Source organism: Cellulomonas sp. plas2 (genome assembly GCF_057221735.1).
The window spans coordinates 3,710,783-3,736,803 of record NZ_CM170155.1 but is presented as its reverse complement, the minus strand read 5'-3'; the positions used below and the strand labels follow the sequence as shown (position 1 = coordinate 3,736,803).

The window sequence follows — 26,021 nt, the reverse complement described above, 5'->3', positions numbered from 1 at the left end:
CTTCTCGGGCGGTCCCTCAGGCGGTCCGGCGGGGCACCGGCAGCGGCACGACGACGCCGCCGGTGCCCCGCTGCCGCGTCACGGGGTCGCCCGTGCCCAGGACCGCGGCCGGCGCCGGGCGGCCGAAGTGGTAGCCCTGCGCGTGGGTGCAGCCCAGCGCGGCCAGCGCCGCCGCCTGCTCGGCCGTCTCCACGCCCTCCGCGACCACGGGCAGCCCCAGCCCGCGGGCCAGCGCGACGACGGCCGCCAGGACCGGCGTGCGCTCCGTGCCGGGCCCCAGCCGCGCGACGAACGACCGGTCGACCTTGAGCTGCGTGACGGGCATCCGCTCGAGGCGGCTGAGGGACGAGTAGCCGGTGCCGAAGTCGTCGATGGACACGCCCACGCCCGCCTCGCGCAGCACCCGGAGGTTCTCCAGCACGTGCTCCTCGCTGCGGCCCAGCGTGGTCTCCGTGACCTCGACGACGAGGACGGCCGGCGGCAGGCCGGCCGCGCGCAGCGTCACGAGGACGTCGTCGGCGTAGTCGGGCCGGCACAGCTCGAGGTAGGAGACGTTGACGGCGACCGTCCGCGGCAGGCCCGGCCGACCCTGCCAGGCGACGAGTTGGGCAACGGCCTCGTCGAGCACGAAGCGCCCGAGCTCGACGACGGACCCGTCCCGCTCGGCGCGGGGCACGAAGACGTCCGGCGGCACGGGGCCGCGTTCCGGGTCCGTCCAGCGCACGAGGGCCTCCGCGCTGGTGACCGCGCCGTCGGGGAGCGTGACCACGGGTTGGTAGTGCACGACGAGCTCGCCCTCGGCGATGGCGCGCCGCAGCCGGGCCGCGCTGGTGCCGCCCGCGTCGAGCACCACCGTGCGGTCGCCGCCGAGCGACCGGGCACGGTAGGCGGCGGTCTTCGCGCGGTGCAGGAGGACGGCCGGGCTGTCGTCGGGCTCGGCGACCGCGGCACCCGCGGCCGCCGTCGTGGGGAGCAACGCGGCGCGGAGGGCGTCGGCGACCGCCGCGGCCTCGTCGACGCCCGTGCGCGGCAGCAGCACCGTGAACTCGTCGCTGCCGTAGCGGGCCAGGACGACGCCGTCGCCGAGCGTGCGGCGGCAGCGGGCGGCGACGACGCGCAGCAGCCGGTCACCGGCCTCCGCGCCCGCCACCTCGTTGAGCCGGCGGAACCCGTCGAGGTCGAGCAGGACCACCGCGGGGGCGCCCCGGCCGGCGCGCAGCTCCTCCGTGAGCAGCCGGTCGAAGCCCGCCTTGTTGGGCAGCTCGGTGACGGGGTCGACCGTCGCCGCCGCGGCCCGCCGCACCAGCCAGCCGACGAAGGACCCGCAGCACAGGAACACGCCCTCCTGCAGCACCGCGAGGGTGGTCGACGCGCCGGTCACGACGACGACGCCGACGTGCAGGGCCGCGCTGACCGCCATCATCGACGCGGCCAGCCGCCAGGAGAAGAAGAAGAACGTGTCGACGACGACGAAGAGGTAGAAGGTGCCGTAGGCGTCCGCGAGCGGGGTGCCGGCGCCGAGCCGGACGACCGTCGTCACGACCAGCGCCCCGGCGGGCGGCATGACCAGGAAGGCCGCGCGCGGGAGGCGTGGCCCCGAGGGCAGCAGCGCGAGGCCCGTCACCAGGCACAGCACCGCGAGGGTCGCCAGCGGCACGAGGTGCGGGACGTCGCCGCCCTGCACGGCGAGCGCGAGCAGCCCCAGCAGGCCGCCGGCGGTCCGGAACCCGCCGGCGACGGCACCCATCGTCCGCGGGTTGGCCACGGCGGGTGCCGCCCACGTCGGCACGGCGGTGCGGGCGGCTCGCCGCGGGCGCGAGGGGGCGCTCGACATGCGGCCTCCTCACGGCGCGCGACGCGACGCCCGCCGCTGCTGGACGGGCCGGCCGCGGCGCGCTGACGCCCCGACCACCCCGTCCATCGGGGCCGCCCGGCGCGGCGTGAGCGCGCGGTCCCCCGGTCGGGTGGCGCACGCCCGACCGTCACCCGATCGTCACCCCGTCGGGGGGTCCTCCGCCGCCGTCCGGGGCGTCCGGTAGCCCACGACCTTGTGCGAGCCGTCGCACCACGGCGGGATGCCCGTCGAGCCGCACCGGCACAGCGCCACCGTGCGGCGCGTGCGCTCGACGGGGCGGCCGTCGGCGTCGACGACCTCGAAGTCGCCGCGCACGAGGAGGGGCCCGTCCGGGCACGCGACGACGCGCGTGGGGGCCCCGCTCACGCGGCGCCGTCCCGGGTCGCGCCGTCGCCGGCGGGCAGCGGGCGCCGCAGCGACGAGCGGCCCTCGCGCCACGCCCCGACCTGCGCCTCGGCGACCCACGTGTCGAGGGCGAGGCAGAGCGCGGCGCCGAACAGCACGTCGTCGCGCACCGCGGGGTCGTCGACGGCCAGCGCCCCGGCGAGGTCGCGGGCGGCGATCTGCTCGTGCACGGCGTCGGCCTCGACGTGCTCGTCGAAGTAGCGCGTGACCTCCTCGTCGAAGCCGAGGCGCCGGAAGCCGTTGCCGTACAGCCGGTTCGGCGTGGTCGAGGTCATCTCGAACGCGGCGAGGTGCCCCGCGACCGCGCCCCGCAGCCGGCGCTGCAGCCCGAGCAGGGACATGGTGGTGAGGGAGGCGATCGTCACGGCGGGGATGTGGTCGACGTACGCGCCCGGCTGGTCGTCGAGGCCGAGGGCCCGCATCGTGCGGGCGAACAGCGCCGCGTGCATCCGGTCCGCCAGGCCCCCGCCGTACTCGTCGGCCTGGATCTCCACGAGCGCCGCCTTCGGCACCCCGGACAGCCGCGGGATCGCCCAGGTGTGCGGGTCCGCCTCCTTGAGGTGGTACAGGGAGCGGTGCACGACGAGCTCGGCGGCCTGCTCGAGCGTGGCCGTCCGGGCGAGGTAGGTCGACAGCCCGGGTCCGCCCTCGGCGCCCGTGAGCGCGAAGAGGGCCTCGGCGACCTCCTGCGCGGTGGCGCCGGCGGGCACGTCGGGGACGGGGACCAGCTCGCGCAGGACCGCCTCCTGCGCGTCCTGGAGACGACCGCGCGTGCGCAGCAGCTCCGGGGACCACTCCCACCGGTCGTCCACACCGGCCAGGCCGCCGTAGTGCAGCTCCTGCAGGGTCAGGAGCGTGACCTGCAGGTCGTCGTCGCGGAGGAGGTCGTCGGTGGCGGCCAGCGCGGCGACGACGGCGTCGTCGAACGTCGCGAGCAGGGCCTCCGTGACGAGGTCGCCCGCCGGGCCGGGCGACGGGCGGAGGAGCACGTCCGCGAGGGCGCGGCCGGCGGGGCCGCGCGGCGGGGGGACGGGCATGGGGCCGTGGGCACCCGTGGTCGTCGGCGCGGCCGGCTGGGGGAGGACCGGCGCTGAGGTAGACGGGGCGGACGAGGACGGGGCGGATGAGGACGGGGCAGGCGAGGACAGGGTGTGCGGGGCCATCGAGGACCTCCTCGGCCGGGCGCAGGCCGGGGCTGGACCTGTGGCGGGGACGGACGGGCGAGCGGGACGGACGGGCGAGCGGGCGAGCGGGACGAGCGGGACGAGCGGGCGCGCGCGACGGCCGGAGCGGCCGGGGGGCGCCTGCCGCGATCGTGCCGCCGCCCCTACCGCGTCGCATCCCGGACGTCGCGCAGCCGCTCCGCCAGCACACAGGTGGGGGTGGCGGCCCGGCGCAACCGGCCTCCCGCGTAGGGCACGCCGCCGCGCGCCCGCAGCGCGAGCGCCCACCAGGCGCACACGCCGCGCTCGAGCAGCCAGGCCGGCGCCAGGAGCGTCGCGCGCGCCGGCAGCACGCGGCCGCCGCCCGCGCGCCGCCGCCCGCGCTCGGCCACGGCCACGACCGCCGCGGCCGCGACGGCCACCAGCCCCGGGCGCCGGCGCGCGGCCAGCAGCGCCGGCAGCACCGCGAGCTCGGCCGCGAGACGCGCCGGCTGCGCCTGGGAGTCGTACGCCTGCCGCACCCGCTGCCCGAGGAAGTGCCGGGCGGTGGGCGGCAGCCGCCGGACGAGCAGGTCGTCGGCGCGGTGCTCGCGCCCCCCGGCGGCGACGACGGTGCGCAGCAGCTCGAGGTTCTCGAACAGCACGTCCCCGTCGTACCCGCCGGCGCGCAGCAGCACCGAGCGCCGCACGACGAGCGTGCCGGGGTAGTCCGAGCCGAACGCCCGGTTGAGGAGGGTGCGTCCCGTGTCCCACAGCGCGTGCCACGGCAACGGGTCGAAGTGGTTCTGGGGCCGCACGACGTCGGCGTCGTCGAGCAGGGCCAGCGCGCGCTCCAGCCCGGCGCGGTCCCAGCGCACGTCGTCGTCGGCGAGCACCAGGCGCTCGCGGTCCGCCAGGTGCACGCCCGTCATGACGCCCGCGACCTTGCCGTTGGCACCCGGCCAGGGCGCCGGCGGCACGTGGCGCAGCCGCCCCGCGGCGACGAGCGGCCGCCAGGCGTCGGCGTGGGCGGCCCACCGGGCCGGGGGCGACCCGTCGACGACGACCACCGGCAGGTGCGCCGCGACCTCGGCGAGGTAGGCGGTGAGCTCGGCGAGGCCCTCGTCGTCGGTCCACCTCAGGGGCAGGACGTAGAGGGCGTCGGCGAGCGGGCCCGACGCCGCCGACGGGGGCGCGGGAGACGCGGGGACGGGTGCGACGGCGGACGTCACGGGACCTCACGGGTGGTGCGGGGCCCGCCGCCCGCCCGGCCTGGACGTCGGGGCCCTGCGGACACCATCGCGCACGCCGGGCCCGGACGCGCGACGATGGCGGCGTGACGAGCGCGGGGGTCGACGGCCCGTCCAGGCGTGCAGGCGGTGCGAACCGCCTGCGGATCAGCGTGGTGGTGCCCGCCCTCGACGAGGAGGCCCTGCTGCCGGCGTGCCTCGCGTCGCTCGCGGCGCAGGACCGGCCCGCCGACGAGGTGCTCGTCGTCGACAACGGGTCCCGCGACGCGACCGTCGCCCTCGCGCGGGCCGCCGGGGCGACGGTGCTCGTCGAGCCGCGGCGGGGGATCTGGCCCGCCGCCGCGCGGGGGTACGACGCCGCCACGGGCGACGTCATCGCCCGCTGCGACGCGGACAGCACGCTGCCGCCCGGCTGGCTCGCGGCGGTGGAGGCGGCCTTCGCGGACCCGGCGTGCCTCGCGGTCACCGGGCCGGGGCGCTTCGGCGGGCTGGGCCCGATCGCCGGGCGCGTCGCCGACGTCCTCTACATGCGCGCCTACTTCGGGCTGCTCGGCGTCACGCTGGGCGGGACGCCGCTGTTCGGGTCGAGCCTGGCGCTGCGGTCCGCGACCTGGCGGGAGGTGCGCGACGAGGTGCACCGCGAGGTGGACCTGCACGACGACCTGGACCTCAGCTTCCACCTGCCGACGGGGTCCGTGCGGTACGAGCCGGCGATGACCGTGGGCATCTCGGCGCGGCCCCTGCGCAGCGGCCGGGGGCTCGTCCGGCGCGTGGTGCGGGGGTTCCGCTCCGTGCTCGTGCACTGGCCCGAGCAGGGGCCGTGGGTGCGGTACCGGCGGCCCGCAGTCGTGCCCATACCCGCGCGCGTGCCCGCACACGGGCCCGTCGACGGGTGCCCGGACGCGCCGGTCGTGGGGCTCCCGCGCCAACCTACGGTCCCGTAGCCTACGCTGACGTAGGTTCGTCGTCCCCGCCCGAGGAGGCACCCGTGCCCCAGCCCCCCGCCGCGCTCCCGGCGCCGTCCGCGCAGGCGCCCGGGCCCCTGCACGCCGAGGGTCTCGTGCAGCTGCTCACCCCGTCGGGCGAGCGCGTGGGGGACCCGGCGTGGGACCCGTGGGTGGAGCACCTGGACGCCGCCGCCCTGCGGGGGCTGTACCGCGACATGGTGCTCGTCCGCCGGTTCGACACCGAGGCCACCGCCCTGCAGCGGCAGGGGGAGCTCGCGCTGTTCGCGCAGGCCCTGGGCCAGGAGGCGGCCCAGGTCGGCTCCGGCCGCGCGCTGGCCCCGCAGGACCACGTCTTCCCGTCCTACCGGGAGCACGGCGTCGCGCACACGCGCGGCGTGGACCTGGCCGACGTGCTGCGCCTGTTCCGCGGCGTCGACCACGGCGGGTGGGACCCCGTCGCGCACGGCTTCCACCTGTACACGCTCGTCATCGGCTCCCACACGCTGCACGCGGTCGGCTACGCGATGGGCGTGCAGCGTGACGGCGACGTCGGCACGGGCGACGCCGCGCGGGACACCGCGGTCGTCACGTACTTCGGCGACGGCGCCACCGCCCAGGGCGACGTCAGCGAGGCCCTCGTCTTCGCCGCGGTGAACCGGGCGCCCGTCGTGCTGTTCTGCCAGAACAACCAGTGGGCCATCTCGGAGCCGACGACGCGGCAGGCCGTGGTGCCGATCGCGGACCGCGCGCCGGGCTTCGGCGTGCCGGCGGTGCGCGTGGACGGCAACGACGTGCTGGCGACGTACGCCGTGACGGCCGCGGCCCTCGAGCGGGCGCGGTCGGGCGGCGGCCCGACCTTCGTCGAGGCGTTCACGTACCGCATGGGCGCGCACACGACGTCGGACGACCCCTCGCGCTACCGCTCCGCCGACGAGGAGCAGCACTGGCGCGACCGCGACCCGATCGACCGGCTGCGCCGCCACCTCGAGGCGACGGGGGAGCTGCCCGACGCGTTCGTCGACGACCTGGCGCACGAGGCGGACGCGCTCGGGGAGCGCGTCCGCACGGCGGTGCGGGCCATGGGCCGTCCCGAGGCGGCGTCGATGTTCGAGCACGTCTACGCCACCCCGCACGCCGGGGTGGACGCCGACCGCGCCGCCTACGAGCGGTTCGAGGCGGCGATGGAGGGCACGGGCGGCCCGACGAGCACGACGACGGGCACGACGACCGGCATGACGACCGGCACGACGGGAGGCCACGGACGGTGAGCACCACGACCCCGCAGCGCACGCAGGCCGACACGCCGCCCGCCGCCGAGGGCGCCGGCGCCCCCGGTGCGCGCCCGGGCAGCCCGCGCCGGGCCCCCGAGCCCACGACCGGCACGCAGCGCGTCACCCTGGCCCGCGCGATCACGCTCGGCCTCCGTCGCGCCCTCGAGCAGGACCCGAAGGTGCTGCTCATGGGCGAGGACATCGGCCGGCTCGGCGGCGTCTTCCGCGTGACCGACGGGCTGCAGGCCGACTTCGGCGAGGACCGCGTGGTCGACACCCCGCTCGCCGAGTCGGGCATCGTCGGAACGGCGATCGGCCTGGCGCTGCGGGGCTACCGCCCGGTGTGCGAGATCCAGTTCGACGGGTTCATCTTCCCGGCGTACGACCAGATCACGACCCAGCTCGCGAAGATGCGCTACCGGTCGCGCGGGCGCCTCCAGGTACCCGTCGTCATCCGCGTGCCCTACGGCGGCGGCATCGGCGCGGTGGAGCACCACAGCGAGGACCCGACGGCTCTCTTCGCGCACACGGCGGGCCTGCGGATCGTCTCGCCCTCGTCGCCGGCGGACGCGTACACGATGATCCAGCAGGCCGTGGCCTCGCCGGACCCGGTGCTGTTCTTCGAGCCCAAGGGCCGCTACTGGGAGAAGGGCGAGGTCGACCTCGACGCCGCTCTCCCGCCGGCGCACCCCGCCGACGACGAGGGCGCGGGCGGGCTGGACCGGGCGCGGGTGGTGCGTGCCGGCACCGACGTCACCGTGGTCGCCTACGGGCCCACGGTCGGCACCGCGCTCAAGGCCGCGGAGGCGGCCGCGCGCGAGGGGACGAGCCTGGAGGTCGTCGACCTGCGCACGCTGAGCCCGCTGGACCTCGGGCCGGTGCTGGCGTCGGTGCGCCGGACGGGCCGCTGCGTCGTCGTGCACGAGGCCCCCGTGGCGCACGGCATCGGCGGCGAGGTGGCCGCCCGCGTCGCGGAGGAGTGCTTCTTCCACCTGGAGGCGCCGGTGCTGCGGGTCGGCGGCTGGGCGACGCCCTACCCGGTGGCCCGCCTCGAGCACGAGTACCTGCCGACGACGGACCGGGTCCTGGACGCGGTCGACCGCGCCCTCGCCTTCTGACCGGCCCCCATCTCCCCCGGAGCTCCCCGCCATGCCCACGTACGAGCAGTTCCTCCTCCCCGACGCCGGTGAGGGGCTGACCGAGGCCGACATCGTCACCTGGCTCGTCGGCCCGGGCGACACCGTGAGCGTCAACCAGCCGATCGTCGAGATCGAGACCGCCAAGTCGCTCGTCGAGCTGCCGTCGCCGTGGGCGGGCGTCGTGCACCGGCTGCTCGTCGAGCCGGGGGCGACCGTGGAGGTCGGCACGCCGATCATCGAGATGGACGTGGACCCGGGCGGCCGGGCGGCGCCGGCGCCGGGGGGCCCGGAGGAGCGGGCGTCCGGTGCGGACGACGGCACCGGCGGCGACGAGACGTCGGGCGCGGTGCTCGTCGGCTACGGGCTGGGGGAGGGCGGCGGCAGCCGTCGCCGACGTGGCGCGGGCGCGCCGGTCGCCGCGGAGGCGCAGCCGGCGTCGGTGACCCCCGCGGCCTCCGCCCCGGCGGCAGCGGACGCCCCTGCCCCTGCCCCGGCACCTGCCCCAGCCCCTGTCCCTGTCCCAGCCCCGGTCTCAGCCCCTGTCCCTGTCCCAGCCCCGGTCTCAGCCCCTGTCTCCGCCACCGCGACGCCGGCCCGCCTCGAGGCCGCGCCGGTCGCCGTGGGCGCGCCGACCGTCGTCGCGGCGCCCGAGCCGCCGGCACCCCCGGCACCGCGGGCGCCGGGCACGCCCCGCCACGCGCTGGCCAAGCCGCCCGTGCGCAAGCTCGCCCGGGAGCTCGGCATCGACCTCGACACCGTCACGCCGACCGGCCCGGGCGGGATCGTCACGCGCGAGGACGTCCTCGGCCACAGCCGTCGCGCCGAGCCCAGGGCCCTGGCCACCTACGCCGCCGACGACACGCCGTGGCTCGCCAGCGGCACCGTGTCCCCCGACGGCCGTCAGACGCGCGTGCCCGTGCGGTCCGTGCGCAAGCGGACGGCGGAGGCGATGGTGAGCAGCGCGTTCACGGCGCCCCACGTCACGGTGTTCCAGACGGTCGACGTCACGGCGACGATGCGCCTCGTCGAGCGGCTGCGCGGCGACCGGGAGTTCGCGGACGTGCGCGTGACGCCGCTGCTCGTCGCCGCCAAGGCCCTCACGCTGGCCGTGCGCCGGCACCCCGAGATCAACGCGGCGTGGGACGAGGCGGCGCAGGAGATCGTCTACAAGCACTACGTCAACCTCGGCATCGCCGCCGCGACGCCGCGGGGCCTGGTCGTGCCCAACATCAAGGACGCGCACCGCCAGAGCCTGCACGACCTGGCGGAGTCGATCGCGGCCCTGACGGCCACCGCCCGCGCCGGCCGCACGTCGCCCACCGACATGGCGGACGGCACGATCACCATCACGAACGTCGGCGTCTTCGGCATCGACACGGGCACGCCCATCCTCAACCCGGGCGAGTCCGCCATCCTCGCGTTCGGGGCGATCCGGCAGCAGCCCTGGGTGCACAAGGGCAAGGTCAAGCCGCGGCACGTCACGCAGCTCGCGCTGAGCTTCGACCACCGGCTCGTCGACGGCGAGCTCGGCTCGCGGGTCCTGGCCGACGTGGCCGCGGTCCTGCACGACCCGGCCCAGGCCCTCGTCTGGGGCTACTGAGCCGGGTCGCCGGGGCCGGCCTCAGTCGCGCGGGGTGAGGACGAAGACCGGGATCTCGCGGTCGGTCTTCGTCTGGTAGTCGGCGTAGTCCGGCCACACGGCCACGGCCCGCTCCCACCAGGCGGCGCGCTCGTCGCCCGTGACGACGCGGGCGTCGTAGTCCTTGCGCACCGGGCCGTCCTGCAGCTCCACGTGCGGCTGCGCGACGACGTTGTGGTACCAGGTCGGGTGCTCGGGGGCGCCGCCCTTCGAGGCCACGACCGCGTACTCGCCGCCGTGCTCCACGCGCATGACCGGCGTCTTGCGCAGCTTGCCGGAGCGCGCGCCGACGCTCGTCATGACGACGATCGGCACCCCCCGCAGCTCGTTCGCCTCGGAGCCGCCCGACGCCTCGAAGCGTTCGGCCTGCTGCCGGGCCCAGTCGGAGTCGGACGGGGCGTACTCACCGGTGAGGGGCATGCCGGCGCCAACGGCCGGCCGGGCGGCGCGTATTCCCGCCAGCACCTCCGTTCACCGGGGTCGCCCCCGGGTCGTGACCGGCGTCGTCGTGCACCGGGCCGCCCCTGAGAGGGGACGGGCGGCGCGACCGCCGCGCGGCGAGGGCCACCTACCCTGGACGCGTGGACGCGCCGGTGAGCACGACCGCCGCCCCGGCAGCCCCGGCGCGGCCGGCGCGCCGTGCGCCCGGTCCCGTGGCGCTGCTCGCCCTGACGGTCGCGGCCGGGCTCGTCGCGGTCCTCGTCGGGCTCGTGCTGTCGGGGGCCGCCGACGCCCCCGAGCTCGTCGACCCCGGCGCCCTCGTCCGCTGGGGGCTGCCGGCCGTCACGACGCTGTCCGAGCTGGCGGCGGCGCTCACCGTGGGGGCGCTCGTCCTCGCCGTCGGCGTCCTGCCCCGGCGGGCAGCGGTGGGCGACGGGTCCCGCCGCGGACCGGGTTCCTCCGTCGTCGACGGCACGGCGTGGCCGGTCGCCGGTGTGCTGGCCGCCGGCGCGGCCGGCGCGTGGACGGTGCTGGCCCTCGTCGGGCTGGTGCTGCGGTACGCGCAGGTGGCCGGTCAGCCGCCGTCCGACCCGGGCTTCGGGGCGCAGCTCGGCGTCTACGTCACGCAGATCGAGCTCGGCCGCACGACGCTGTCGGTGGTCGCGCTCGCCGCCGTCGTCACCGTCCTGGCGCTGCTGGTCCAGACGCCGACGGGGGCGGCCTGGACGTCCCTCGTGGCGCTCGCGGCCCTGTGGCAGCAGGCGCAGACGGGCCACTCCGCCGCGGCCGCCAGCCACGAGCTCGCCGTCTCCTCGATGTTCCTGCACCTCGTCGGCGCCGCGATCTGGGTGGGCGCCCTGCTGGCGCTCGCGGTGCTGCGGCCCCGCCTGGGCGACGACGTGGCACCCGCGGTGTCGCGGTTCTCGGTCGTCGCCGGGTGGTGCCTCGTGCTCGTCGCGGTGTCGGGCACGGTGAACGGCGCCCTGCGGACGGGGCTCGACGGGCTCACGACGCCGTGGGGCCTGCTGCTGCTGGCGAAGGTCGGGCTGCTGGCGGTGCTGGGGCTGCTGGGGCTGGCGCACCGGCGCCGCGTCGTCGGCCGCCTCGCCGCCGGGCCGGGGGTCGGCACCGTCCGGGGGCTGCTGTGGCGGCTCGTCGCGGTCGAGCTCGCGGTCATGGGGGCCGTCTCGGGGGTCGCGGTAGCGCTCGGGTCCACCGCGCCGCCCGTGCCCGACGACGCGCCGACCGACCCCACGCCGGCCGAGATCCTCACCGGCGCGCCGCTCCCGCCCGAGCCCACCGCGCTGCGCTGGCTGACCGAGTGGCGCTGGGACCTCCTCGCCGCGACGGCGGCCGTCAGCGGGGCGGTCGTCTACGTGCGGTGGGTGCGGCGGCTGCGCGCCCGCGGGGACCGGTGGCCGGTGCTGCGCACGGTCTCGTTCCTCACCGGCATGGCCGTGTTCTTCTGGACCACCTCCGGCGGCCCCGCCGCCTACGGCAAGGTGCTGTTCAGCGCCCACATGCTCGAGCACATGGTGCTCGTCATGGTGGTGCCGGTGCTCGTCGCGCTGTCCGCGCCCGTGACGCTCGCGCTGCGGGCGCTGCCCGTGCGGGCCGCGCGCACCCCCGGCGACGCGTCCCGCGGGCCGCGCGAGTGGATCCTCGTGCTCGTGCACAGCCGGGTGGGGTCGTTCCTCGCGCACCCCGTCATCGCGGCGGTGAACTTCGTCGGCTCGATGATCGCCTTCTACTACACCGACGCCTTCCGGTGGGCCCTGGAGAGCCACGTCGGGCACGTCGCGATGATCCTGCACTTCTCCGTGGCGGGGTACCTGTTCGTCAACGCGATGGTCGGGCTCGACCCGGGTCCGACGCGGCTGGGGTTCCCGCAGCGGCTGCTCCTGCTGTTCTCGACGATGGCGTTCCACGCGTTCTTCGGCGTCGCGCTCGTGTCCGGGCGCTCGCTCCTCGTCGCCGACTGGTTCGGCCTCATGGGCCGGCCGTGGGGCCCGTCGGCGCTCGCCGACCAGCAGGCAGGTGGCGCGATCACGTGGGGCATCGGCGAGCTGCCGACGCTGGCGCTCGCGGTCGGACTCGTGTTCGCCTGGGCGCGCGACGACGAGCGCGTGGCCCGGCGCCGCGACCGGACCGTGGCCCGCACGGGGGACACCGAGCTCGAGGACTACAACGCGATGCTCGCGCGGCTGTCGGGCCGCTCGGGGGGCGACGCCGGCCGGTGACGGCCGGACGCGGCGGGTCCACCAGGACCGCCCGCGGACCCGCGTGGTAGGACGAGGCGTGACCTCCTCCGTGACCTCCTCGGTGACCTCTTCGGTGACCTCCGACGACGCGCCCACGCCCTTCCACGACCTCGACGCCTACGTCGCCCTGCCGCGGACCGCGGGCCTCGTGCTCTCGCCCGACGGCACGCGTCTCGTGACCTCCGTCGCGACGCTCGACCGCAAGCGCACCGCGTACGTGACGGCGCTGTGGGAGGTGGACCCCGCCGGTGAGCGGCCCGCGCGCCGCCTCACCCGCGGCACGACCGGCGAGTCCGGGGCCGCCTTCACCCCCGACGGCGACCTGCTCGTCACGGCCGCCCGGCCCGACCCGGAGGCCGAGGGCGAGGACGACCCCCGCCCGGCGCTGTGGCTCCTGCCGCGCGACGGCGGGGAGGCGCGCCTCGTCGCCCGGCGTGGCGCCGGGGTCGGCGGGCTGCGCGTCGCGACGGCGGCCCCCGTCGTCGCCGTCACCAGCGAGGTCCTGCCGCACGCCACGGACGACGCCGACGACGACCGCCTGCGCGACCTGCGCACCGAGCGCAAGGTGACGGCCGTCCTGCACGAGTCCTACCCCGTGCGGTACTGGGACCACGACCTGGGCCCGGGCACGCCGCACGCCTTCGTCGGGAGCCTCGACACCACGCCGGCGGCGGCCGCGGAGAGCGACGCCCGGGTCGCCCTGGCCGACGTCACCCCCGACGCCCGCGGCGCCCTGCGCGAGCAGCCCGTCGCGCTCAGCCCGGACGGGCGCACGCTCGTCACGGGCTGGATGCGGCCGACGGCCGGCGGCGGCCAGCGCAGCCTGCTCGTCGCGGTGGACGTCGCGACGGGCGAGCGCCGCACCCTCGTCGACGACCCGACGACGGACGCCGGCCACCCGGAGGTCTCCCCCGACGGCCGCTGGGTGGCGTTCGCGGCGGAGCGGCGGTCGAGCCCGACGACGGCCCCGTCCACGCACGTCGCCGTGGTCCCGCTCGCGCCCGTGGAGGGCGGCGGGCTGCCCGAGGTCCGCGTCCTCGCGCCCGACTGGGACCGCTGGCCGCACGGCCCCGTGTGGCTCCCGGACTCCTCCGGCGTGCTCGTCGTGGCCGACGACGAGGGCCGCGCGCCCGTCTTCCGCCTCGACCTCGACGGCGGCGAGCCCGTCCGCGTCACGGCCGACGACGCCGCGTTCACCGACGTGCGGGTGTCGCCCGACGGGCGGACCGCCTACGCGCTGCGCACGTCCTACGCCGCGCCCGCGCACCCCGTGCGCCTCGACCTGGCGGCGGTCGCCGACGGCGGCGCGCCCGTGGCCGCCGAGCCCCTGCGGGCGCCGGCCCCGCTGCCGCCGCTGCCCGGGACGCTGACCGAGGTCTCGACCACCGTCGAGGACGGGCGGACCGTGCGGGCGTGGCTCGTCCTGCCCGAGGGGGCGGGTGCCGACGCCCCCGCCCCGCTGCTGCTGTGGATCCACGGCGGCCCGCTGAGCTCCTGGAATGCCTGGTCCTGGCGCTGGAACCCCTGGATCATGGCCGCCCGCGGCTACGCGGTGCTCCTGCCGGACCCCGCGCTGTCCACCGGGTACGGGCAGGACTTCGTGCAGGCGGGCTGGGGCCGGTGGGGCGCCGAGCCGTACACGGACCTCATGGCGGTCACGGACGTCGCCGTCGCCCGGCCTGACGTCGACGAGACCCGCACGGCCGCCATGGGCGGGTCCTTCGGCGGGTACATGGCCAACTGGGTCGCCGGGCACACGGACCGCTTCCGCGCGATCGTCACGCACGCCAGCCTCTGGGCCCTCGACCAGTTCGGCCCCACCACGGACGCCGCCTTCTACTGGCGCGAGGAGATGACGCCGGAGATGGAGGCCGCCTACTCCCCGCACCGCTCGGTCGAGCGGATCGTGACGCCGGTGCTCGTCGTGCACGGGGACAAGGACTACCGCGTACCGATCGGGGAGGGCCTGCGCCTGTGGTGGGAGCTGCAGTCCCGCTCCGGCCTGCCCGCCGACGACGAGGGGCGCAGCCCCCACCGGTTCCTCTACTTCCCCGACGAGAACCACTGGGTGCTCACCCCGCAGCACGCGGCCGTCTGGTACGGGACGGTCGAGGCGTTCCTCGCCGAGCACGTGCTGGGGCGCACGGACGAGGACGCGGTGGCGTACCCGGAGGTGCTGGGCTGAGGTCGCCGGGTCCACGGGCCGCGTGTCAGTGGTCCCCGGCACACTGCAGGCACGCGGACGAGTGAGCCGGACGGGTGAGTCGGACGAGTTGAGCCGGAGGGGACGAGGATGAACGGCACGGGGGCAGCACGGCAGGGCACGACGGGTGGCACGACGGGTGGCACGGGTCTCGGCCACGAGGAGGCGCGCCGGCGGAAGGGGGACCTGCTGGCGCTGGCCCGTGAGCTCGAGGGCACGCGGGTGCGCGCGTCCGGGGCGGAGGAGGCGCGGCCGGCCGTCGCCGTGGGCCTGGCGCCCCGGCACGACGGGTCCTTCGGCGTGGCGGTGCGCTACCGGCTGGGGCTGCCGCAGGTGCGCGCGGTGGCCCGGCGGCTCGCGCAGGAGGGCGGGAGCGCGGTGGACGTGCGGCGCACCGGACGCATCCGCCCGCTCGCGGGGACGGTCGGGCCGAGGCCACCGGTGGCCACGGCCCTGGCGCTCGGCCCCACCGACCGCACCCGGCCGCTGCGGCCGGGCATCTCGGTGGCGCACGTGGACGTCTCCGCGGGCACCCTGGGCGCGTTCGTCACCGTGGGCGGCGCGCTGCACGTGCTGTCGAACTACCATGTCCTCGCCGGGTCGCCCGCGGCGCAGGTGGGCGACGTCGTCGTGCAGCCCGGCCCGGCGGACGGCGGCACCGCCTCCCGGGACCGGATCGGGACCCTCGCGGCGACCGTCCCGCTCGCCCCCGGACGGACCGCGCTCGTCGACGCGGCGGTCGCCCTGCTCGACGACCCCGAGGCCGTCGACCCGACGTACCCCGTGGGCCGCATCACCACGACGGCGGCCGTCCTGGGCGGGGAGGCGGTCGGCAAGACGGGCCGCACCACCGCGGTCACGGCCGGTCGCATCACCGCCATCGAGCTCGACGACGTCGTCGTCGGCTACGGCGAGGGTCTGGGGGACCTGGCCTTCGACGACCAGATCGAGGTCGAGTCCACCGGCACGGGCCCGTTCAGCCGTGGTGGTGACTCCGGGTCGCTCGTGTACACCCAGGACGGTGTGGCCGTGGGCCTGCTCTTTGCGGGGTCGGAGTCGGGGGGCGAGAATGGCACCGGGCTGACGTACGTCAACCCCATCGACGCCGTGCTCTCGGCGCTCGACGCCACGCTCGTCTGACCGGTCCCCGCAGCCCCCGCGGGACCGGGGGAGGCAGGGACCATGGCCGGCATCGAGGAGGCCCGCGTCGCGAAGGCGCAGCTGGCGTCCGCGCTCGCGGGACGGGACGACGTGCGCGGCATCGGCATCCGGCGGCTCGCGCCGGGCGACGACTACGAGCTCCAGGTCAACCTGTCGGGCGAGCGCGGCGCCGGTGCGGCGACCGGCGCCACGGACGGCGTGCCCACCGACGGCGTGCCCGCCGACGGCGTGCCGACCAACGACGTGCCTGCGGCCGTCCGCGGCGTCGGCGTGCACGTCCGCGTGGTCGGGGCGCTGCACGCGCAGTAGCCCCCCGTCCTCACCCCCCCTCGACGAGGCCACGGGGTCTGCCGGACGGGTGACGCGTGCGCCCGGACAGGGCCGTGCCCTCGTGCCCGTCCCCGGGGGACAGCATGATGGCCGCGTGGAGGACGCGGTGACGACGCAGAGGCTGCCCGGCGCGACGCCGGAGCCGCCGCTCGGCGACGCGTCCCGGCTCGCGCTCGTCGCCCGCCGCCTGCAGGCCGGGGGCACGCTGGAGGAGGTGGCCCGCATCGGGGCCGCCGGCGCGCGGCAGGTGCTGCGGGCGGACCTCGTCGGCGTCCGGCGGATCGAGCAGCACACGAGCACCTTGATCGCCGTGGACCCCGTGCCGACGGGCGCGCGCGACACGTGGCTCGCGACGCGGCAGGTGCGCACGGAGGACCGCCCGTACCTCGCGCGGCTCATCGCCGAGCAGACCGGGCACTTCTGGCACGACCCGGCGGTGCACCCCGCCGCACCGGGGGGCAGCGGGGACGTCGGGGTCCTGCGCGACTTCGGCATGGCCAGCGCCGTCGACGTCCCGCTGCTGGTGAACGGCTCGACCTGGGGGCACGTCATCGCCGGGCGGCGCGCCGGCTCCGGCCCCTTCACGGCCGAGGACCTCGCGCGGGCGGAGGTCGTCGCCGCGATGCTCACCGGTGCGGTGGCCCGCGTCGACCTCGAGGAGCAGGTCGCGCACCTCGTCGCCGACGACCCGCTGACCGGGCTCGGCAACCGCCGCGTGGCGGACACGGCCGCGGCCTCCGCGCTCGCCTCCGGCGAGGAGACGGTCATCGTCATGTGCGACGTCGACGGGCTCAAGCGCGTCAACGACGAGCTGGGCCACGACGTGGGCGACGACCTGCTGCGCTCGGTCGCCGACGTGCTGCGCCGGGTCGCCGACGCGCTGCCCGGCTGCACGCCCGCCCGCATCGGCGGCGACGAGTTCTGCCTCGTCGTCGTCGGGCAGCCGCGCGTCGCGGTCGCGGAGGCGATGGAGCGGACGGTGGCCGCCTTCCCGCTCGCCCACGGCGCGTCCATCTCCTACGGCGTGGCCTCGACCGCCGTGTCGGGTGCGGTCTCCGCCCGCCACCTGTTCCGGCGCGCCGACGCGGCCCAGTACCGCGCCAAACGGGCCCGGGCCCGGGCCCGCCGGTCGGCGGCGGTGCCGCTGGCCGACCCGACGGTCACCGCCGAGCGCGTCCTGGTCGCGGCCAGCACGGCGCTCGCCGCCTCCCGGCAGGGGGCGCTGCCGCGGCTGTGCGCGCTCGCGGCGTCCGCCACGGAGGTGCTGGGCGGCGCGGAGTGGGCGGTGCTGGCGCGGGTCGGGGGCACGACCGACGACGGGGGCGCGGAGGCTGCCAACGCGCCGGCGGACCTCGTCGTCGTCGCCCGCGGCGGGGTGGCCGCCGACCGCAGCGCCGGCACCCGCACGGTCGTCGCCGAGCGCGGGGACTGGGCGGTCGAGATCGGGGCCTCGCGCACCGCCTCCACGGGGCCCGCCGTGCTCACCGCGGTGGAGGCGGTGCTCGTGCTCGCCGCGCGGGAGGGGACGGTCGGCGGGAGCGTCGTCGTCGTCGAGCGGCCCGTCGGCGCGCGGCAGGGCTGAGCACCGCGCCGCAGGGCTCAGCCGTGCAGCGGGAGCACCAGTCGCGCGTCGGTGCCCGGCACGACCCGCACCGGGAACCCCCAGTCCTGCTGGTGCAGGTGGCAGGCGGGGAACTCGACCTCGTCGGCGGCATCGCACGAGGCCGCCTGCGCGGTCACGTGCAGGACCCCCTCGGCCACCGCGGGGTCGAGCTCGAGGGTGCGGACGAGGTCGGTGCCGTCGCCGGCCCCGGCCCGGAGCAGGCCGGGCGGCGTGGCCGACACGCTCAGCCGCGTCGACGGCCCCCAGCGGTCGTCGAGCTTCTGCCCGGCGGCCGGCGTGAACACCACGTCGAGCAGGACCTCGCCGGGCGGGACGTCCGTCGGGGGGCGGCGGGTGCGGTGGGCGCCGTGGTCGAGCACGTCCCCGACGAGTCCGCCGGCCACGTCCGCCGGCAGCGCCACACGGGTCAGCCGGTGGGCGGCCGACTCCACGACGAGGACCGTCGGGGCGGCGCCCTCGTCGCCGGGCAGGACGACGACGCCGCTGGGCTCGGCCAGGCCGGTGGCGAGGGTGGTGACCGTCCCCGGCGTGCCGTCCGGCGTCCCCTCGGCAGGCGGGACGAGGCGCCGCAGCGCGCCGTTGTAGGTGTCGGCGACGAGGACGGACCCGTCGGGCAGCACGGCGACGCCGAGCGGGTGCTGCAGGCGCGCCTCGTCGGCGGGGCCGTCCCGGTGCCCGAAGTCGAACAGGCCCTCGCCGACGGCGGTGTGCACGGCCGCCGACGTGCCGCCGGCCCGAGGGTCGAGCCAGCGCAGCGCGGAGGTCTCCGAGTCCGCCACCCACACCCGCCGGTCCGGCCCGAGCGCCAGCCCCGACGGCTGTGCGAACCAGGCCCCGAGTGGGTCGCCGTCGACGAGCCCCTCGTTCATGGTCCCCGCGAGCAGCCCGATCGACCCCTGCTCGCCGTCGAACACCCACAGGGTGTGGTTGCCGGCCATCGCGACGACGAACGCGGCCAGGTCCGGGGACCACACGACGTCCCAGGGCGAGGACAGTCGGATGTCGAGCGGTGCGTAGGAGCCGGGGGCGTCGTCCAGCAGCCCGCGCACCTCCTCGACGCGGACCCCGTCGCGCACGACGAGGTTGTCCGGGCCGCCCACCATGTACTGCTCGCCGGTCCCGGCCACGGTGGTCACGTGCCCGTCGGCCAGCCGCACGCCGCGCAGCGCGTGGTTGACCGTGTCCGCCACCAGCACGTCGTAGCCGAGCCACGACCGCAGCTCGTCGGGCACGAGGCACAGGCCGTTCGGCTCGCTGAACCGCGCCGCGCCCGGCCCGCCGTCGACGAGCCCGCGCTCGCCGGACCCGATCCGCCGCACGAGCGTCTCCCCGTCGGCGGCGAGCTCGGCCAGGGAGTGGTGGCCGGCGTCCGCCACGAGCAGGTGCCCGTCCGGCAGCGCGACGGCCTTCGCCGGGAACCGCAGCGTGCCCGCGGTCGGCGCGGGCGGCACGTAGGGGCCGTCGCCGCGGTGCAGCGTCCCCTTCGCCTCGTGCTCGGCGACGAGCTCGTCGACCAGCACGGCGAGGTTGTGGCCGTGCCCCTCCCCGGCCATCTGGGCCACGACGTACCCCTCGGGGTCGACGACGACGAGCGTCGGCCACGCCCGGGCCGTGTAGGCGCCCCACGTCACCAGCGACGGGTCGTCGAGCACGGGGTGGCGCACGTCGTACCGCTCGACGGCCGCCGCCAGCGCCGCCGGGTCCGCCTCGTGCACGAACTTCGGGGAGTGCACCCCGACGATGACCAGCACGTCGCGGTGGCTCTCCTCGAGCTCGCGCAGCTCGTCGAGCACGTGCAGGCAGTTGATGCAGCAGAACGTCCAGAAGTCGAGCACGACGACCTTGCCGCGCAGGTCCGCCAGCCGCAGGTCGCGCCCGCCGGTGTTGAGCCACCCGCGCCCGACGAGCTCCGACGCACGGACGCGCGGCAGGCGGGCGGGGCGAGCGGGGCGGGCGGCGGGAGGCACGGTCGGCGGCACGACCCCATCATCGCCCGGGGCCGCAGGAGTCGAGCGTCACGGGCGGCGGCCCCCCGGGCGGGTGACCTGGGTCGGTAGTGTCCCGCCCATGCTCTCCGTCGCCGTCTGCGTGTGCACCAAGCTGAGGCCGCAGGGGCTGGCGGCGCTCCTGGACTCCCTGTCCCGTCAGGAGGACCCGGTCGGCCCGGACCACGAGCCGGTCGACGTGCGCGTGGTCGTCGTGGACAACGACGCCGAGCCGTCGGCCCGCGCGGGCGTCGAGGCGCGCACGGGGGACCGCTGGCCGGTCGTCTACGTGCACGAGCCGGTGCCCGGCATCCCGGCCGCGCGCAACGCGGCGGTCGCCGCGGCGCTCTCGCAGCCGTGCGACGTCCTGCTCTTCCTCGACGACGACGAGCGCGCCGACCCCGCCTGGCTGCGCACGATGCTGGAGGTCCGGCGCACGACGGGCGCCGAGGTCGTCACCGCGACGGTCGAGCCGGAGTTCGAGCCGGGCGCCCCCGCCTGGGCGGTGCAGGGCGGGTTCTACGAGCGGCCGCGCTTCGCCACGGGCACGGAGATCGGGTACGCGCGCACGAGCAACGTGCTCATCGACACGCGGCTGTTCACCCAGGACGGGCTGCGGTTCGAGCACACGGGCAGCCAGGGCGGGGAGGACACGCACTTCTTCGCGCAGGCCGTGGCCCGCGGGCGCCGGATCGTCTGGGCCGACGAGGCGGTGGTGCGCGAGACCGTGCCGGCCTCGCGCATCAGCGTCCGGTGGCTCGTCGCACGGTCCTACCGCTACGGGCTGACGCGCAGCGCGTCGCTGCGCCTGCTCGGCGGCACGCCCCTGCGCTACGCGCGCCGGGTCGTCAACGGGTTGCTCACCGTCCTGCGGGGGCTCGTGCTCGTCGTCGTCGGACGCGGTCGGATCGGCCGGACGAAAGGCCTGCAGGAGGTGGCGCTGGGCGCGGGCCTGGTCCTCGGCCTCGTCGGCGCGACGTACGACGACTACCGGACGGTGCACGGCCGGTAGACCCGCCGCCGGGCGGGGTCAGAGGTAGAGCACGCGGTACTTGATGCTGCCGACGACCCGGCCGGCGAGGTAGGCCGCGTGGCGGCGCAGCTCGATCCGCCGGGTGCGGTCCCGGACCGACCGCGGCGCCAGGCTCAGCACCCACAGCCAGTAGCGCAGGCTGCGGACGGGCTTCCACGGCATCCCGTGGCGGCGGAAGTCGCGGTACAGCATGGGTGCCTGACGGCCCCAGATGTACATCTGCTTGACCGACTTCTGCACGTCCGGCCGCATCCGGTAGTGGACGAGCGAGCCCGGCACGTCGACGAGCGTGAACCCCGCGAGCTGCAGCCGCCAGAAGAACTCGGTCTCCGTGCCGCCGCGCACGTAGTCCTCGTCGAAGCCGCCGACCTGCTCCCACGCCGCCCGCCGGTAGCCGGCGTTGGCGCCGATGGGCCAGGGCAGGAAGTCGTGCTGCGTCGACAGTCCGCTCATGCCGTCGACCCGCAGGCCGAGCGCGGCGACGTCGGCGTTGAGCCGCGTGCGGTCGACCCGGCCGGCGACGGCGTCCGCCGTGTCGAGCGCGGCCGACATGACCTCCACCCAGTCCTCGTCCGTCTCGTCGTCCGCGTCGCACATGAGCACCTGCGTGCCGCGCGCGGCCGCGGTGCCGACGTTGCGGGCGTGGTTGGCGCCGGCGCGCCCGCTCGCGTCGACGAGGCGCAGCCCCGGGACCCGGCCCTCGAAGGACCGCACGACGTCCGCCGTGCCGTCCGTGGACCCGTTGTCGGCCACGACCACCTCGAAGGACCGCGCGGTGCGCTGGCGGGCCAGGGACTCGAGCTGCGCCGGGAGCGTCGCCGCCCCGTTGCGGACGGGGATGACCACGGACGCGAGGGGGGCGGGCGTGTCGGGCGTCGAGGGCCCGGGCGGCGGCCCGGCGGGGGTGGCGGCGGTCATCCCTCGACGCTAGCGCGCCCGCGGGCGTCGTCCGGCGGCCCCGGACGTGACCCTGCTCGCGTCGACGCCCGGCCAGGGCCGCGACGCGACGACCCACCGGCTCCTCAGGGCACGACGGCCCGCTCCGGCGCCAGCAGGTCGTCCGTGTCGACCACCTCCGCGGCGGCGGCGTCGTCGCCCGGCCGCCGCCGCTCCTCGCGCGCCGCCACGTCGGGGAACAGCTTCTCCAGCGCGGCCCGCGCGTGCAGCAGGGCGAGGTCCTTGGCCTTGGCCTCCAAGACGACGTCGAGCGGCCCGGGCGCGATCCGCAGCAGCTCGACGAGGTCCCACGGCGAGACGAGGTCGGCGTGCGGGGTCAGCCGCGGGAGCACGGGCACCTGCTGGGTCCTCCGTGTCCCGGGCACCTTCTTCGCCACGGTCTCGACGTCGAGCCGCGCGGAGGACAGGTGCACCTTCGGGCGGACCCCCGGCGCCCACGTCGCGTACGCGGCGGCCAGCGCCTCCTCCGGCGGGATGCCGACGGACGTCACGTGCGTGCGGTGGTGGTGCTGGTCGTAGACGACCCGGACGCCGGTGCGGCGGCTCAGCTCGAGGACGTCGTCGACGCCGAAGGGGCCGTCGTCGTTCTCGAGGCCGAGGCGGGCCTGCGCCCGGTCCGACAGCCGCTCGTACGCGGCGGCCCAGCGGTCCAGCGCCGAGGGCCGGTCGTTGTACAGCCCGCCGACGTGCACGACGACCGTCCCCTCCGGCCCCTGGCCCAGGGCGTCGAGCAGCGCGGCGTCCTGCTCGAGGTCGAGCGAGGACTTGCGGGACAGCTCCGGCTCGGGGCCGTTGACGACCGTGTACTGGCCCGGGTGCGTCGACAGGCGGATGCCGGCCGCGCGGATGCGCGCGCCGAGCTCCGCGAGCTGGTCGGCGCACTGGTCGATCTGCCGGCGGTAGTCCAGCTCGGGCAGGTCGGGGTGCGTGCCGTAGGGGATGGTGCTCGACGAGAGCCGGAACACCCGGACGTCGATCTTCTCCAGGTAGTCGATGGCCGGCCCGAGGAGCTCCAGCGAGCGGGAGAGGTGCGGCCCGCTCTGCCAGCGCCGCCCGTCGGAGGTCGGGATGCCGCCGTCGCCGACGATCTTCACCGCGAAGCCGAGCCGGTAGGGGTGGACGGGCGTCTGCATGCCCTCACGCTGCCCCGGCCCGGCGGAGCGTGCACGCCGGGGCGGGGGACGTGGCCTTCACCACGTCCCCCGCTCCTCGGGACCGCCCGCGCCGCGCGTCCTCCCTCCGGGGGGTGCCGGTCCGTGGCGCGCCGTGCGTACAGTGCCCGGGCGGTGCGAACGGCACCGACCGGGACGAACGGGGCGGTGCGCGTGGTCGAGGCCAGGAGGCGCGGACGGCGCGCCCTCGGGGTGGCGCTGCCCGCCGCGGTGGTGCTGGGCGTGGTGCCGGTGACGCTGCCCGCGCTGCTGGCGGGGGCGTCGGCCGCGGAGGACCTGCCGGTCGACCGCGTGCTGGCCGAGCCGTCGGACGCGTTCCGGCTGCCGAGCACGGCGGGCGTCGACGTGCAGTGCGCCGGACCTGTCGGCACCGCGGTCGTCACCCTCCAGCCGGCGGTCAACGCCGGGTGGCCGACCCGCACGGTCGACGGCGTGGAGCAGGCGCGGCTCGGCGACGTCACGGTGACGGTGGACGGCGCGACCGTCCTGAGCCGGCCCGACGCCCACGCCGCGGTGGCCACCGCGACCACGGAGGTGCTCACGTCGGGCGGTGCGCCCGGCGCGGCGCCCCTGGCCCTCGTGACGGGGCAGGTCGTCGCGCTCACGGTGGCGCACGCCGAGCGGTCGGTGACGACGTCGGTGACCGTGGAGTGCGAGCCCGCCGCACCGCCGGCGGACAGCGCGGACCAGGCCGTCGTCGTGCGGCTGTACCAGGACTTCCTCGACCGGGACCCGGCGCCGGCCGAGCTCGCCGGCCAGGTGGCGCGCCTCGAGGCCGGCACGGCCAACCGCTTCGACCTCGCCGCCGAGCTGTCGCGCTCCGACGAGTGGATCTCGGTCGTCGTCACGGGCTTCTACGAGGACACGCTGCACCGCGCCCCCGACGCCGGCGGGCTCGCCGGCTGGACGGCCGCGGCGCGCGCGGGGCTGCCGGTCGCGGAGATCGCCGCCTCGTTCTACGCCTCGGAGGAGTACTACCGGACCGTCGCCGGCGGCGACGACGCCGCCTGGGTCACCGACCTCTACCGCGTCCTGCTCCTGCGCGAGCCCGACGCCGCGGGTCTCGACGGCTGGGTGCGCGCGCTGGGCGCCGGCATGTCGCGCACCACGCTGGCGTACGGCTTCTACCAGTCCCAGGAGACGCTCCAGGTGCGCGTCGAGGCGCTCTACCAGCGGCTGCTCGGCCGGTCGGCGGAGCCGGGGGCGATGGCGGTGTGGACGCCGGTCGTCCGGGACCAGGGCGACCTGCAGCTCGCCGCGTTCCTGGCCGGGTCGGAGGAGTACTACCGGCGCGGCTGACCGGTGCCGCCGCGCCGCTCCAGGACCCAGATCCGGGGGTGGTGGCCCTTGGCGAAGACGCGCAGGGGTTCGGCGGCCGGGCGCCAGTCGGCGGCGGCGGCCGCGACGCAGCGTTCCATGACGCGGACCTCGTGCGTGAGAACCGCGAGCCGACCGCCGGGCACGGTGAGGGCGGCGGCGCCGCGCAGGAGGCCGGCGTGCACGTCGGCCGCCGTCGCGTGGGTGCCGTGCAGCGTCCCCCAGGGCGGGTCCGCGAGCACGAGGTCCCAGGCGGCGGCGCCGCCCGGCGGGGCGCCCGCGGGGGTCCCCGTCGGTGCGCCCGTCAGTGCGCCCGTCAGTGCGGCCGCCAGTGCGGCCGCCAGCGCAACAGAGTCCGTGGCGTCGGCGTCCACGACGGCGACGACGGGCGCCCCCGCGATGCGGCGCGGCGGTGCGGGCGCCCCGGCGACGACGAGCCCCGCCGCCGCGAGGTTGGCGCGCGCGGCGTCGCGGGCACCGGCGGCCGTGTCGACGAGCGCGGCGGCCGCCGCCGGCCCCGCCAGCAGGCGCTCCACCAGCAGCGTCCCCGACCCGCCCATGAGGTTCAGCACGCGGTCCTGCGGCCGCACCCCGGCCAGCCGCACGAGCGCCGCGGCGATGGTCGCGTTGGCGGCACCCGGGTAGTCGACGACCCGCCACGGCCGCGCGGACAGCGGCCGCCGCCCGATCCGCACGAGCACGTCCCAGCCGGGGTCCTCGGTGCGTGCGGCGCCACCCTCCGGTGGCACACCCCGCCGCAGCCGCACGACGAGCTCGCCGTCGCGCGGGTCGTGCGGCAGGCCCGTCGCCGCCGACAGCTCGGCCGCCAGCCGCTGCAGCACGGGCGAGTCCTTGCCCGCCGCCTCGAGGCGGAGGCTCGACGCGGCGGCGGCGAGCTGCGCGGACCGGACGGCCCCCACGACGCGCGCCAGGTGGTCGCCGCTGACGAGGCTGCGCGGCCGCGGCACGTCCAGGTGCAGCGCGACCCAGGCCGCGACGGGCGTGCGCAGCGCCAGCGCCGGCCGCAGCGGACCGGTGACGTCGACGACGAGCGCGTCCTCCCGCCCTGGCACCGGCCGCGGCGGACGCGCCGGCGCGAGCCGCTCGACGACCTCGTCGTGCACCACGCCGCCGAGCCCGGGCAGGAACGTCAGCTCCAGCCGCGTGGTGGGCACGCGCGGGGCCTCCGAGCGGCGCCCTCGGGCGGGCGCGTCCCGGCGGGGTGCGGGCCGAGCCCGCCCGGCCGGTCGTCGGGCGCTCAGGCGGGGACCAGGGCGGGCGCGGCGCCGACGGCGCGCAGGACGAAGGCCTCGGTCTCCGCGACCGCCCGGCGCCGCTCCGGCCCGTCCTGCGCCGGCACGCCGCGGCCCGACAGGCAGGCGTTGACCAGGGGGACGGTGACGTCGAGGTCCTGGTCCGGGAAGGCGCCGCTCGCGATCCCCTCGGCCAGGACGTCCCGCAGGATGCGCTCCACCATGACGACGTGCTCGCGCACGCGGGCCTGCGTCTCGCGGGAGAGCACCGAGCGCAGCTCCGGCCCGGGCGCGAGGTGGTACTCGCGCGTGAGCTGCACCTGCTGCCGCACGTACACGCGCAACCGCTCGGTGGGGTCCTCGAGCCCCGCGAGCGCGGCGCGCAGGTCCGCGACGAAGAGCTCCGTCTCGTGGGTGATGAACCCGACGAGCAGCGACTCCTTGTCCGTGAAGTGGTTGTAGACGGCGGTGCGCCCGACCCCGGCCTCGGCCGCGATCTCGGCGAGCGTCACCGCGTCGAACCCGCGCTCGGCCATGAGGCGGGCCAGGGCGCCGAAGAGGCGCAGGCGGGTCTGCTCGCGGTGCTCGTGCAGGGAGCCCCCGATGATCTTCGGCATGGTGACATCGTCGCACGGA

The 26,021-nt window shown here is 77.3% G+C and carries 21 protein-coding genes; 11 read left to right on the top strand and 10 right to left on the bottom strand.

The genetic code is table 11. From position 1 onward, the window contains the following. Positions 1 to 16: 16 nt before the first annotated feature. The 4 genes from AC2TDM_RS16540 to AC2TDM_RS16525 all read right to left on the bottom strand — a co-directional run bounded on the left by AC2TDM_RS16540 (position 17) and on the right by AC2TDM_RS16525 (position 4,634). Positions 17 to 1,834: a putative bifunctional diguanylate cyclase/phosphodiesterase gene (locus tag AC2TDM_RS16540; protein WP_484635358.1), complete on the bottom strand. Its 1,818-nt coding sequence runs from the start codon at positions 1,832 to 1,834 to the stop codon at positions 17 to 19. 159 nt (positions 1,835 to 1,993) lie between these two features. Next, a complete protein-coding gene (locus AC2TDM_RS16535; RefSeq protein ID WP_484635357.1) occupies positions 1,994 to 2,221 on the bottom strand; it encodes a CDGSH iron-sulfur domain-containing protein in 228 nt (75 codons plus the stop codon). Then, complete coding sequence (locus AC2TDM_RS16530) at positions 2,218 to 3,297, bottom strand: iron-containing redox enzyme family protein (RefSeq protein ID WP_484635356.1); 1,080 nt, start codon at positions 3,295 to 3,297, stop codon at positions 2,218 to 2,220. Before AC2TDM_RS16530 ends, AC2TDM_RS16535 begins: the two co-directional genes overlap by 4 nt. 290 nt (positions 3,298 to 3,587) lie before the next feature. After that, positions 3,588 to 4,634, bottom strand: coding sequence for a glycosyltransferase family 2 protein (locus tag AC2TDM_RS16525; protein ID WP_484635355.1), 1,047 nt, complete (start codon positions 4,632 to 4,634; stop codon positions 3,588 to 3,590). A gap of 104 nt (positions 4,635 to 4,738) precedes the next feature. On the opposite strand from AC2TDM_RS16525, the gene AC2TDM_RS16520 reads away from it, so the two are divergent. The 4 genes from AC2TDM_RS16520 (at position 4,739) to AC2TDM_RS16505 (ending at position 9,609) form a co-directional block, all read left to right on the top strand. Further along, positions 4,739 to 5,596 (top strand): glycosyltransferase family 2 protein, encoded by an 858-nt coding sequence (locus AC2TDM_RS16520; RefSeq protein WP_484635354.1) that lies wholly within the window; start codon positions 4,739 to 4,741, stop codon positions 5,594 to 5,596. A 44-nt stretch (positions 5,597 to 5,640) separates the two neighbouring features. Continuing rightward, positions 5,641 to 6,867, top strand: coding sequence for a pyruvate dehydrogenase (acetyl-transferring) E1 component subunit alpha (gene pdhA / locus AC2TDM_RS16515; RefSeq protein WP_484635353.1), 1,227 nt, complete (start codon positions 5,641 to 5,643; stop codon positions 6,865 to 6,867). A gap of 128 nt (positions 6,868 to 6,995) precedes the next feature. Next, positions 6,996 to 7,988: an alpha-ketoacid dehydrogenase subunit beta gene (locus AC2TDM_RS16510; protein ID WP_239078779.1), complete on the top strand. Its 993-nt coding sequence runs from the start codon at positions 6,996 to 6,998 to the stop codon at positions 7,986 to 7,988. Between the two features lie 31 nt (positions 7,989 to 8,019). Next, the gene (locus AC2TDM_RS16505; protein WP_484635352.1) at positions 8,020 to 9,609 is read left to right on the top strand and encodes a dihydrolipoamide acetyltransferase family protein; all 1,590 of its coding nucleotides are present in this window, start codon (positions 8,020 to 8,022) and stop codon (positions 9,607 to 9,609) included. A 21-nt stretch (positions 9,610 to 9,630) separates the two neighbouring features. On the opposite strand, the gene AC2TDM_RS16500 is transcribed toward AC2TDM_RS16505, so the two are convergent. Next, positions 9,631 to 10,068: a nitroreductase family deazaflavin-dependent oxidoreductase gene (locus AC2TDM_RS16500; RefSeq protein ID WP_090032618.1), complete on the bottom strand. Its 438-nt coding sequence runs from the start codon at positions 10,066 to 10,068 to the stop codon at positions 9,631 to 9,633. Positions 10,069 to 10,229: 161 nt separating this feature from the next. Between AC2TDM_RS16500 and AC2TDM_RS16495 the strand changes: the two genes are divergently transcribed. The 5 genes from AC2TDM_RS16495 to AC2TDM_RS16475 all read left to right on the top strand — a co-directional run bounded on the left by AC2TDM_RS16495 (position 10,230) and on the right by AC2TDM_RS16475 (position 17,626). Further along, complete coding sequence (locus AC2TDM_RS16495) at positions 10,230 to 12,329, top strand: bifunctional copper resistance protein CopD/cytochrome c oxidase assembly protein (RefSeq protein ID WP_484635351.1); 2,100 nt, start codon at positions 10,230 to 10,232, stop codon at positions 12,327 to 12,329. 58 nt (positions 12,330 to 12,387) lie between these two features. Next, positions 12,388 to 14,535 carry a S9 family peptidase gene (locus tag AC2TDM_RS16490; RefSeq protein WP_484635350.1) on the top strand — a complete coding sequence of 716 codons (2,148 nt, stop codon included), beginning with the start codon at positions 12,388 to 12,390 and terminating at the stop codon, positions 14,533 to 14,535. 108 nt (positions 14,536 to 14,643) lie between these two features. Then, a complete protein-coding gene (locus AC2TDM_RS16485; protein WP_484635349.1) occupies positions 14,644 to 15,693 on the top strand; it encodes a chymotrypsin family serine protease in 1,050 nt (349 codons plus the stop codon). A 42-nt stretch (positions 15,694 to 15,735) separates the two neighbouring features. Beyond that, positions 15,736 to 16,023 carry a hypothetical protein gene (locus AC2TDM_RS16480; protein ID WP_484635348.1) on the top strand — a complete coding sequence of 96 codons (288 nt, stop codon included), beginning with the start codon at positions 15,736 to 15,738 and terminating at the stop codon, positions 16,021 to 16,023. Between the two features lie 127 nt (positions 16,024 to 16,150). Beyond that, positions 16,151 to 17,626 carry a GGDEF domain-containing protein gene (locus tag AC2TDM_RS16475; RefSeq protein ID WP_484635347.1) on the top strand — a complete coding sequence of 492 codons (1,476 nt, stop codon included), beginning with the start codon at positions 16,151 to 16,153 and terminating at the stop codon, positions 17,624 to 17,626. A gap of 17 nt (positions 17,627 to 17,643) precedes the next feature. Here AC2TDM_RS16475 and AC2TDM_RS16470 read toward each other — a convergent pair whose 3' ends face one another. Next, entirely contained in the window at positions 17,644 to 19,647 is a 2,004-nt protein-coding gene (locus AC2TDM_RS16470) for an NHL domain-containing thioredoxin family protein (RefSeq protein ID WP_484635346.1), read from the bottom strand. A gap of 88 nt (positions 19,648 to 19,735) precedes the next feature. Here AC2TDM_RS16470 and AC2TDM_RS16465 point away from each other — a divergent pair, with 88 nt between their 5' ends. Then, the gene (locus AC2TDM_RS16465; RefSeq protein WP_090032611.1) at positions 19,736 to 20,665 is read left to right on the top strand and encodes a glycosyltransferase family 2 protein; all 930 of its coding nucleotides are present in this window, start codon (positions 19,736 to 19,738) and stop codon (positions 20,663 to 20,665) included. Positions 20,666 to 20,683: 18 nt separating this feature from the next. Here AC2TDM_RS16465 and AC2TDM_RS16460 read toward each other — a convergent pair whose 3' ends face one another. Both AC2TDM_RS16460 and AC2TDM_RS16455 read right to left on the bottom strand, forming a co-directional pair. Next, on the bottom strand, positions 20,684 to 21,604 hold the full coding sequence (locus AC2TDM_RS16460; RefSeq protein WP_090032609.1) for a glycosyltransferase family 2 protein: 921 nt from the start codon (positions 21,602 to 21,604) through the stop codon (positions 20,684 to 20,686). Positions 21,605 to 21,708: 104 nt separating this feature from the next. Then, positions 21,709 to 22,776 (bottom strand): hypothetical protein, encoded by a 1,068-nt coding sequence (locus tag AC2TDM_RS16455; RefSeq protein ID WP_484635345.1) that lies wholly within the window; start codon positions 22,774 to 22,776, stop codon positions 21,709 to 21,711. 153 nt (positions 22,777 to 22,929) lie between these two features. On the opposite strand from AC2TDM_RS16455, the gene AC2TDM_RS16450 reads away from it, so the two are divergent. After that, entirely contained in the window at positions 22,930 to 24,114 is a 1,185-nt protein-coding gene (locus AC2TDM_RS16450; protein ID WP_484635344.1) for a DUF4214 domain-containing protein, read from the top strand. Here the strand turns inward: AC2TDM_RS16450 and AC2TDM_RS16445 are convergent. Both AC2TDM_RS16445 and AC2TDM_RS16440 read right to left on the bottom strand, forming a co-directional pair. Next, on the bottom strand, positions 24,099 to 25,307 hold the full coding sequence (locus AC2TDM_RS16445) for a class I SAM-dependent methyltransferase (RefSeq protein ID WP_484635343.1): 1,209 nt from the start codon (positions 25,305 to 25,307) through the stop codon (positions 24,099 to 24,101). The genes AC2TDM_RS16450 and AC2TDM_RS16445 overlap by 16 nt on opposite strands. An 83-nt stretch (positions 25,308 to 25,390) precedes the next feature. Beyond that, positions 25,391 to 26,002, bottom strand: coding sequence for a TetR/AcrR family transcriptional regulator (locus tag AC2TDM_RS16440; RefSeq protein WP_484635342.1), 612 nt, complete (start codon positions 26,000 to 26,002; stop codon positions 25,391 to 25,393). Positions 26,003 to 26,021 lie beyond the last annotated feature (19 nt).

What these genes read in the sequence shown, in the direction of transcription:
- AC2TDM_RS16485 (WP_484635349.1), top strand. Translation starts at nt 14,644, where the DNA reads ATGAACGGCACGGGGGCAGCACGGCAGGGCACGACGGGTGGCACGACG.
- AC2TDM_RS16460 (WP_090032609.1), bottom strand. Translation starts at nt 21,604, where the DNA reads ATGACCGCCGCCACCCCCGCCGGGCCGCCGCCCGGGCCCTCGACGCCC.
- AC2TDM_RS16505 (WP_484635352.1), top strand. Translation starts at nt 8,020, where the DNA reads ATGCCCACGTACGAGCAGTTCCTCCTCCCCGACGCCGGTGAGGGGCTG.
- AC2TDM_RS16500 (WP_090032618.1), bottom strand. Translation starts at nt 10,068, where the DNA reads ATGCCCCTCACCGGTGAGTACGCCCCGTCCGACTCCGACTGGGCCCGG.
- AC2TDM_RS16455 (WP_484635345.1), bottom strand. Translation starts at nt 22,776, where the DNA reads ATGCAGACGCCCGTCCACCCCTACCGGCTCGGCTTCGCGGTGAAGATC.
- AC2TDM_RS16540 (WP_484635358.1), bottom strand. Translation starts at nt 1,834, where the DNA reads ATGTCGAGCGCCCCCTCGCGCCCGCGGCGAGCCGCCCGCACCGCCGTG.
- AC2TDM_RS16440 (WP_484635342.1), bottom strand. Translation starts at nt 26,002, where the DNA reads ATGCCGAAGATCATCGGGGGCTCCCTGCACGAGCACCGCGAGCAGACC.
- AC2TDM_RS16530 (WP_484635356.1), bottom strand. Translation starts at nt 3,297, where the DNA reads ATGCCCGTCCCCCCGCCGCGCGGCCCCGCCGGCCGCGCCCTCGCGGAC.
- AC2TDM_RS16480 (WP_484635348.1), top strand. Translation starts at nt 15,736, where the DNA reads ATGGCCGGCATCGAGGAGGCCCGCGTCGCGAAGGCGCAGCTGGCGTCC.
- AC2TDM_RS16465 (WP_090032611.1), top strand. Translation starts at nt 19,736, where the DNA reads ATGCTCTCCGTCGCCGTCTGCGTGTGCACCAAGCTGAGGCCGCAGGGG.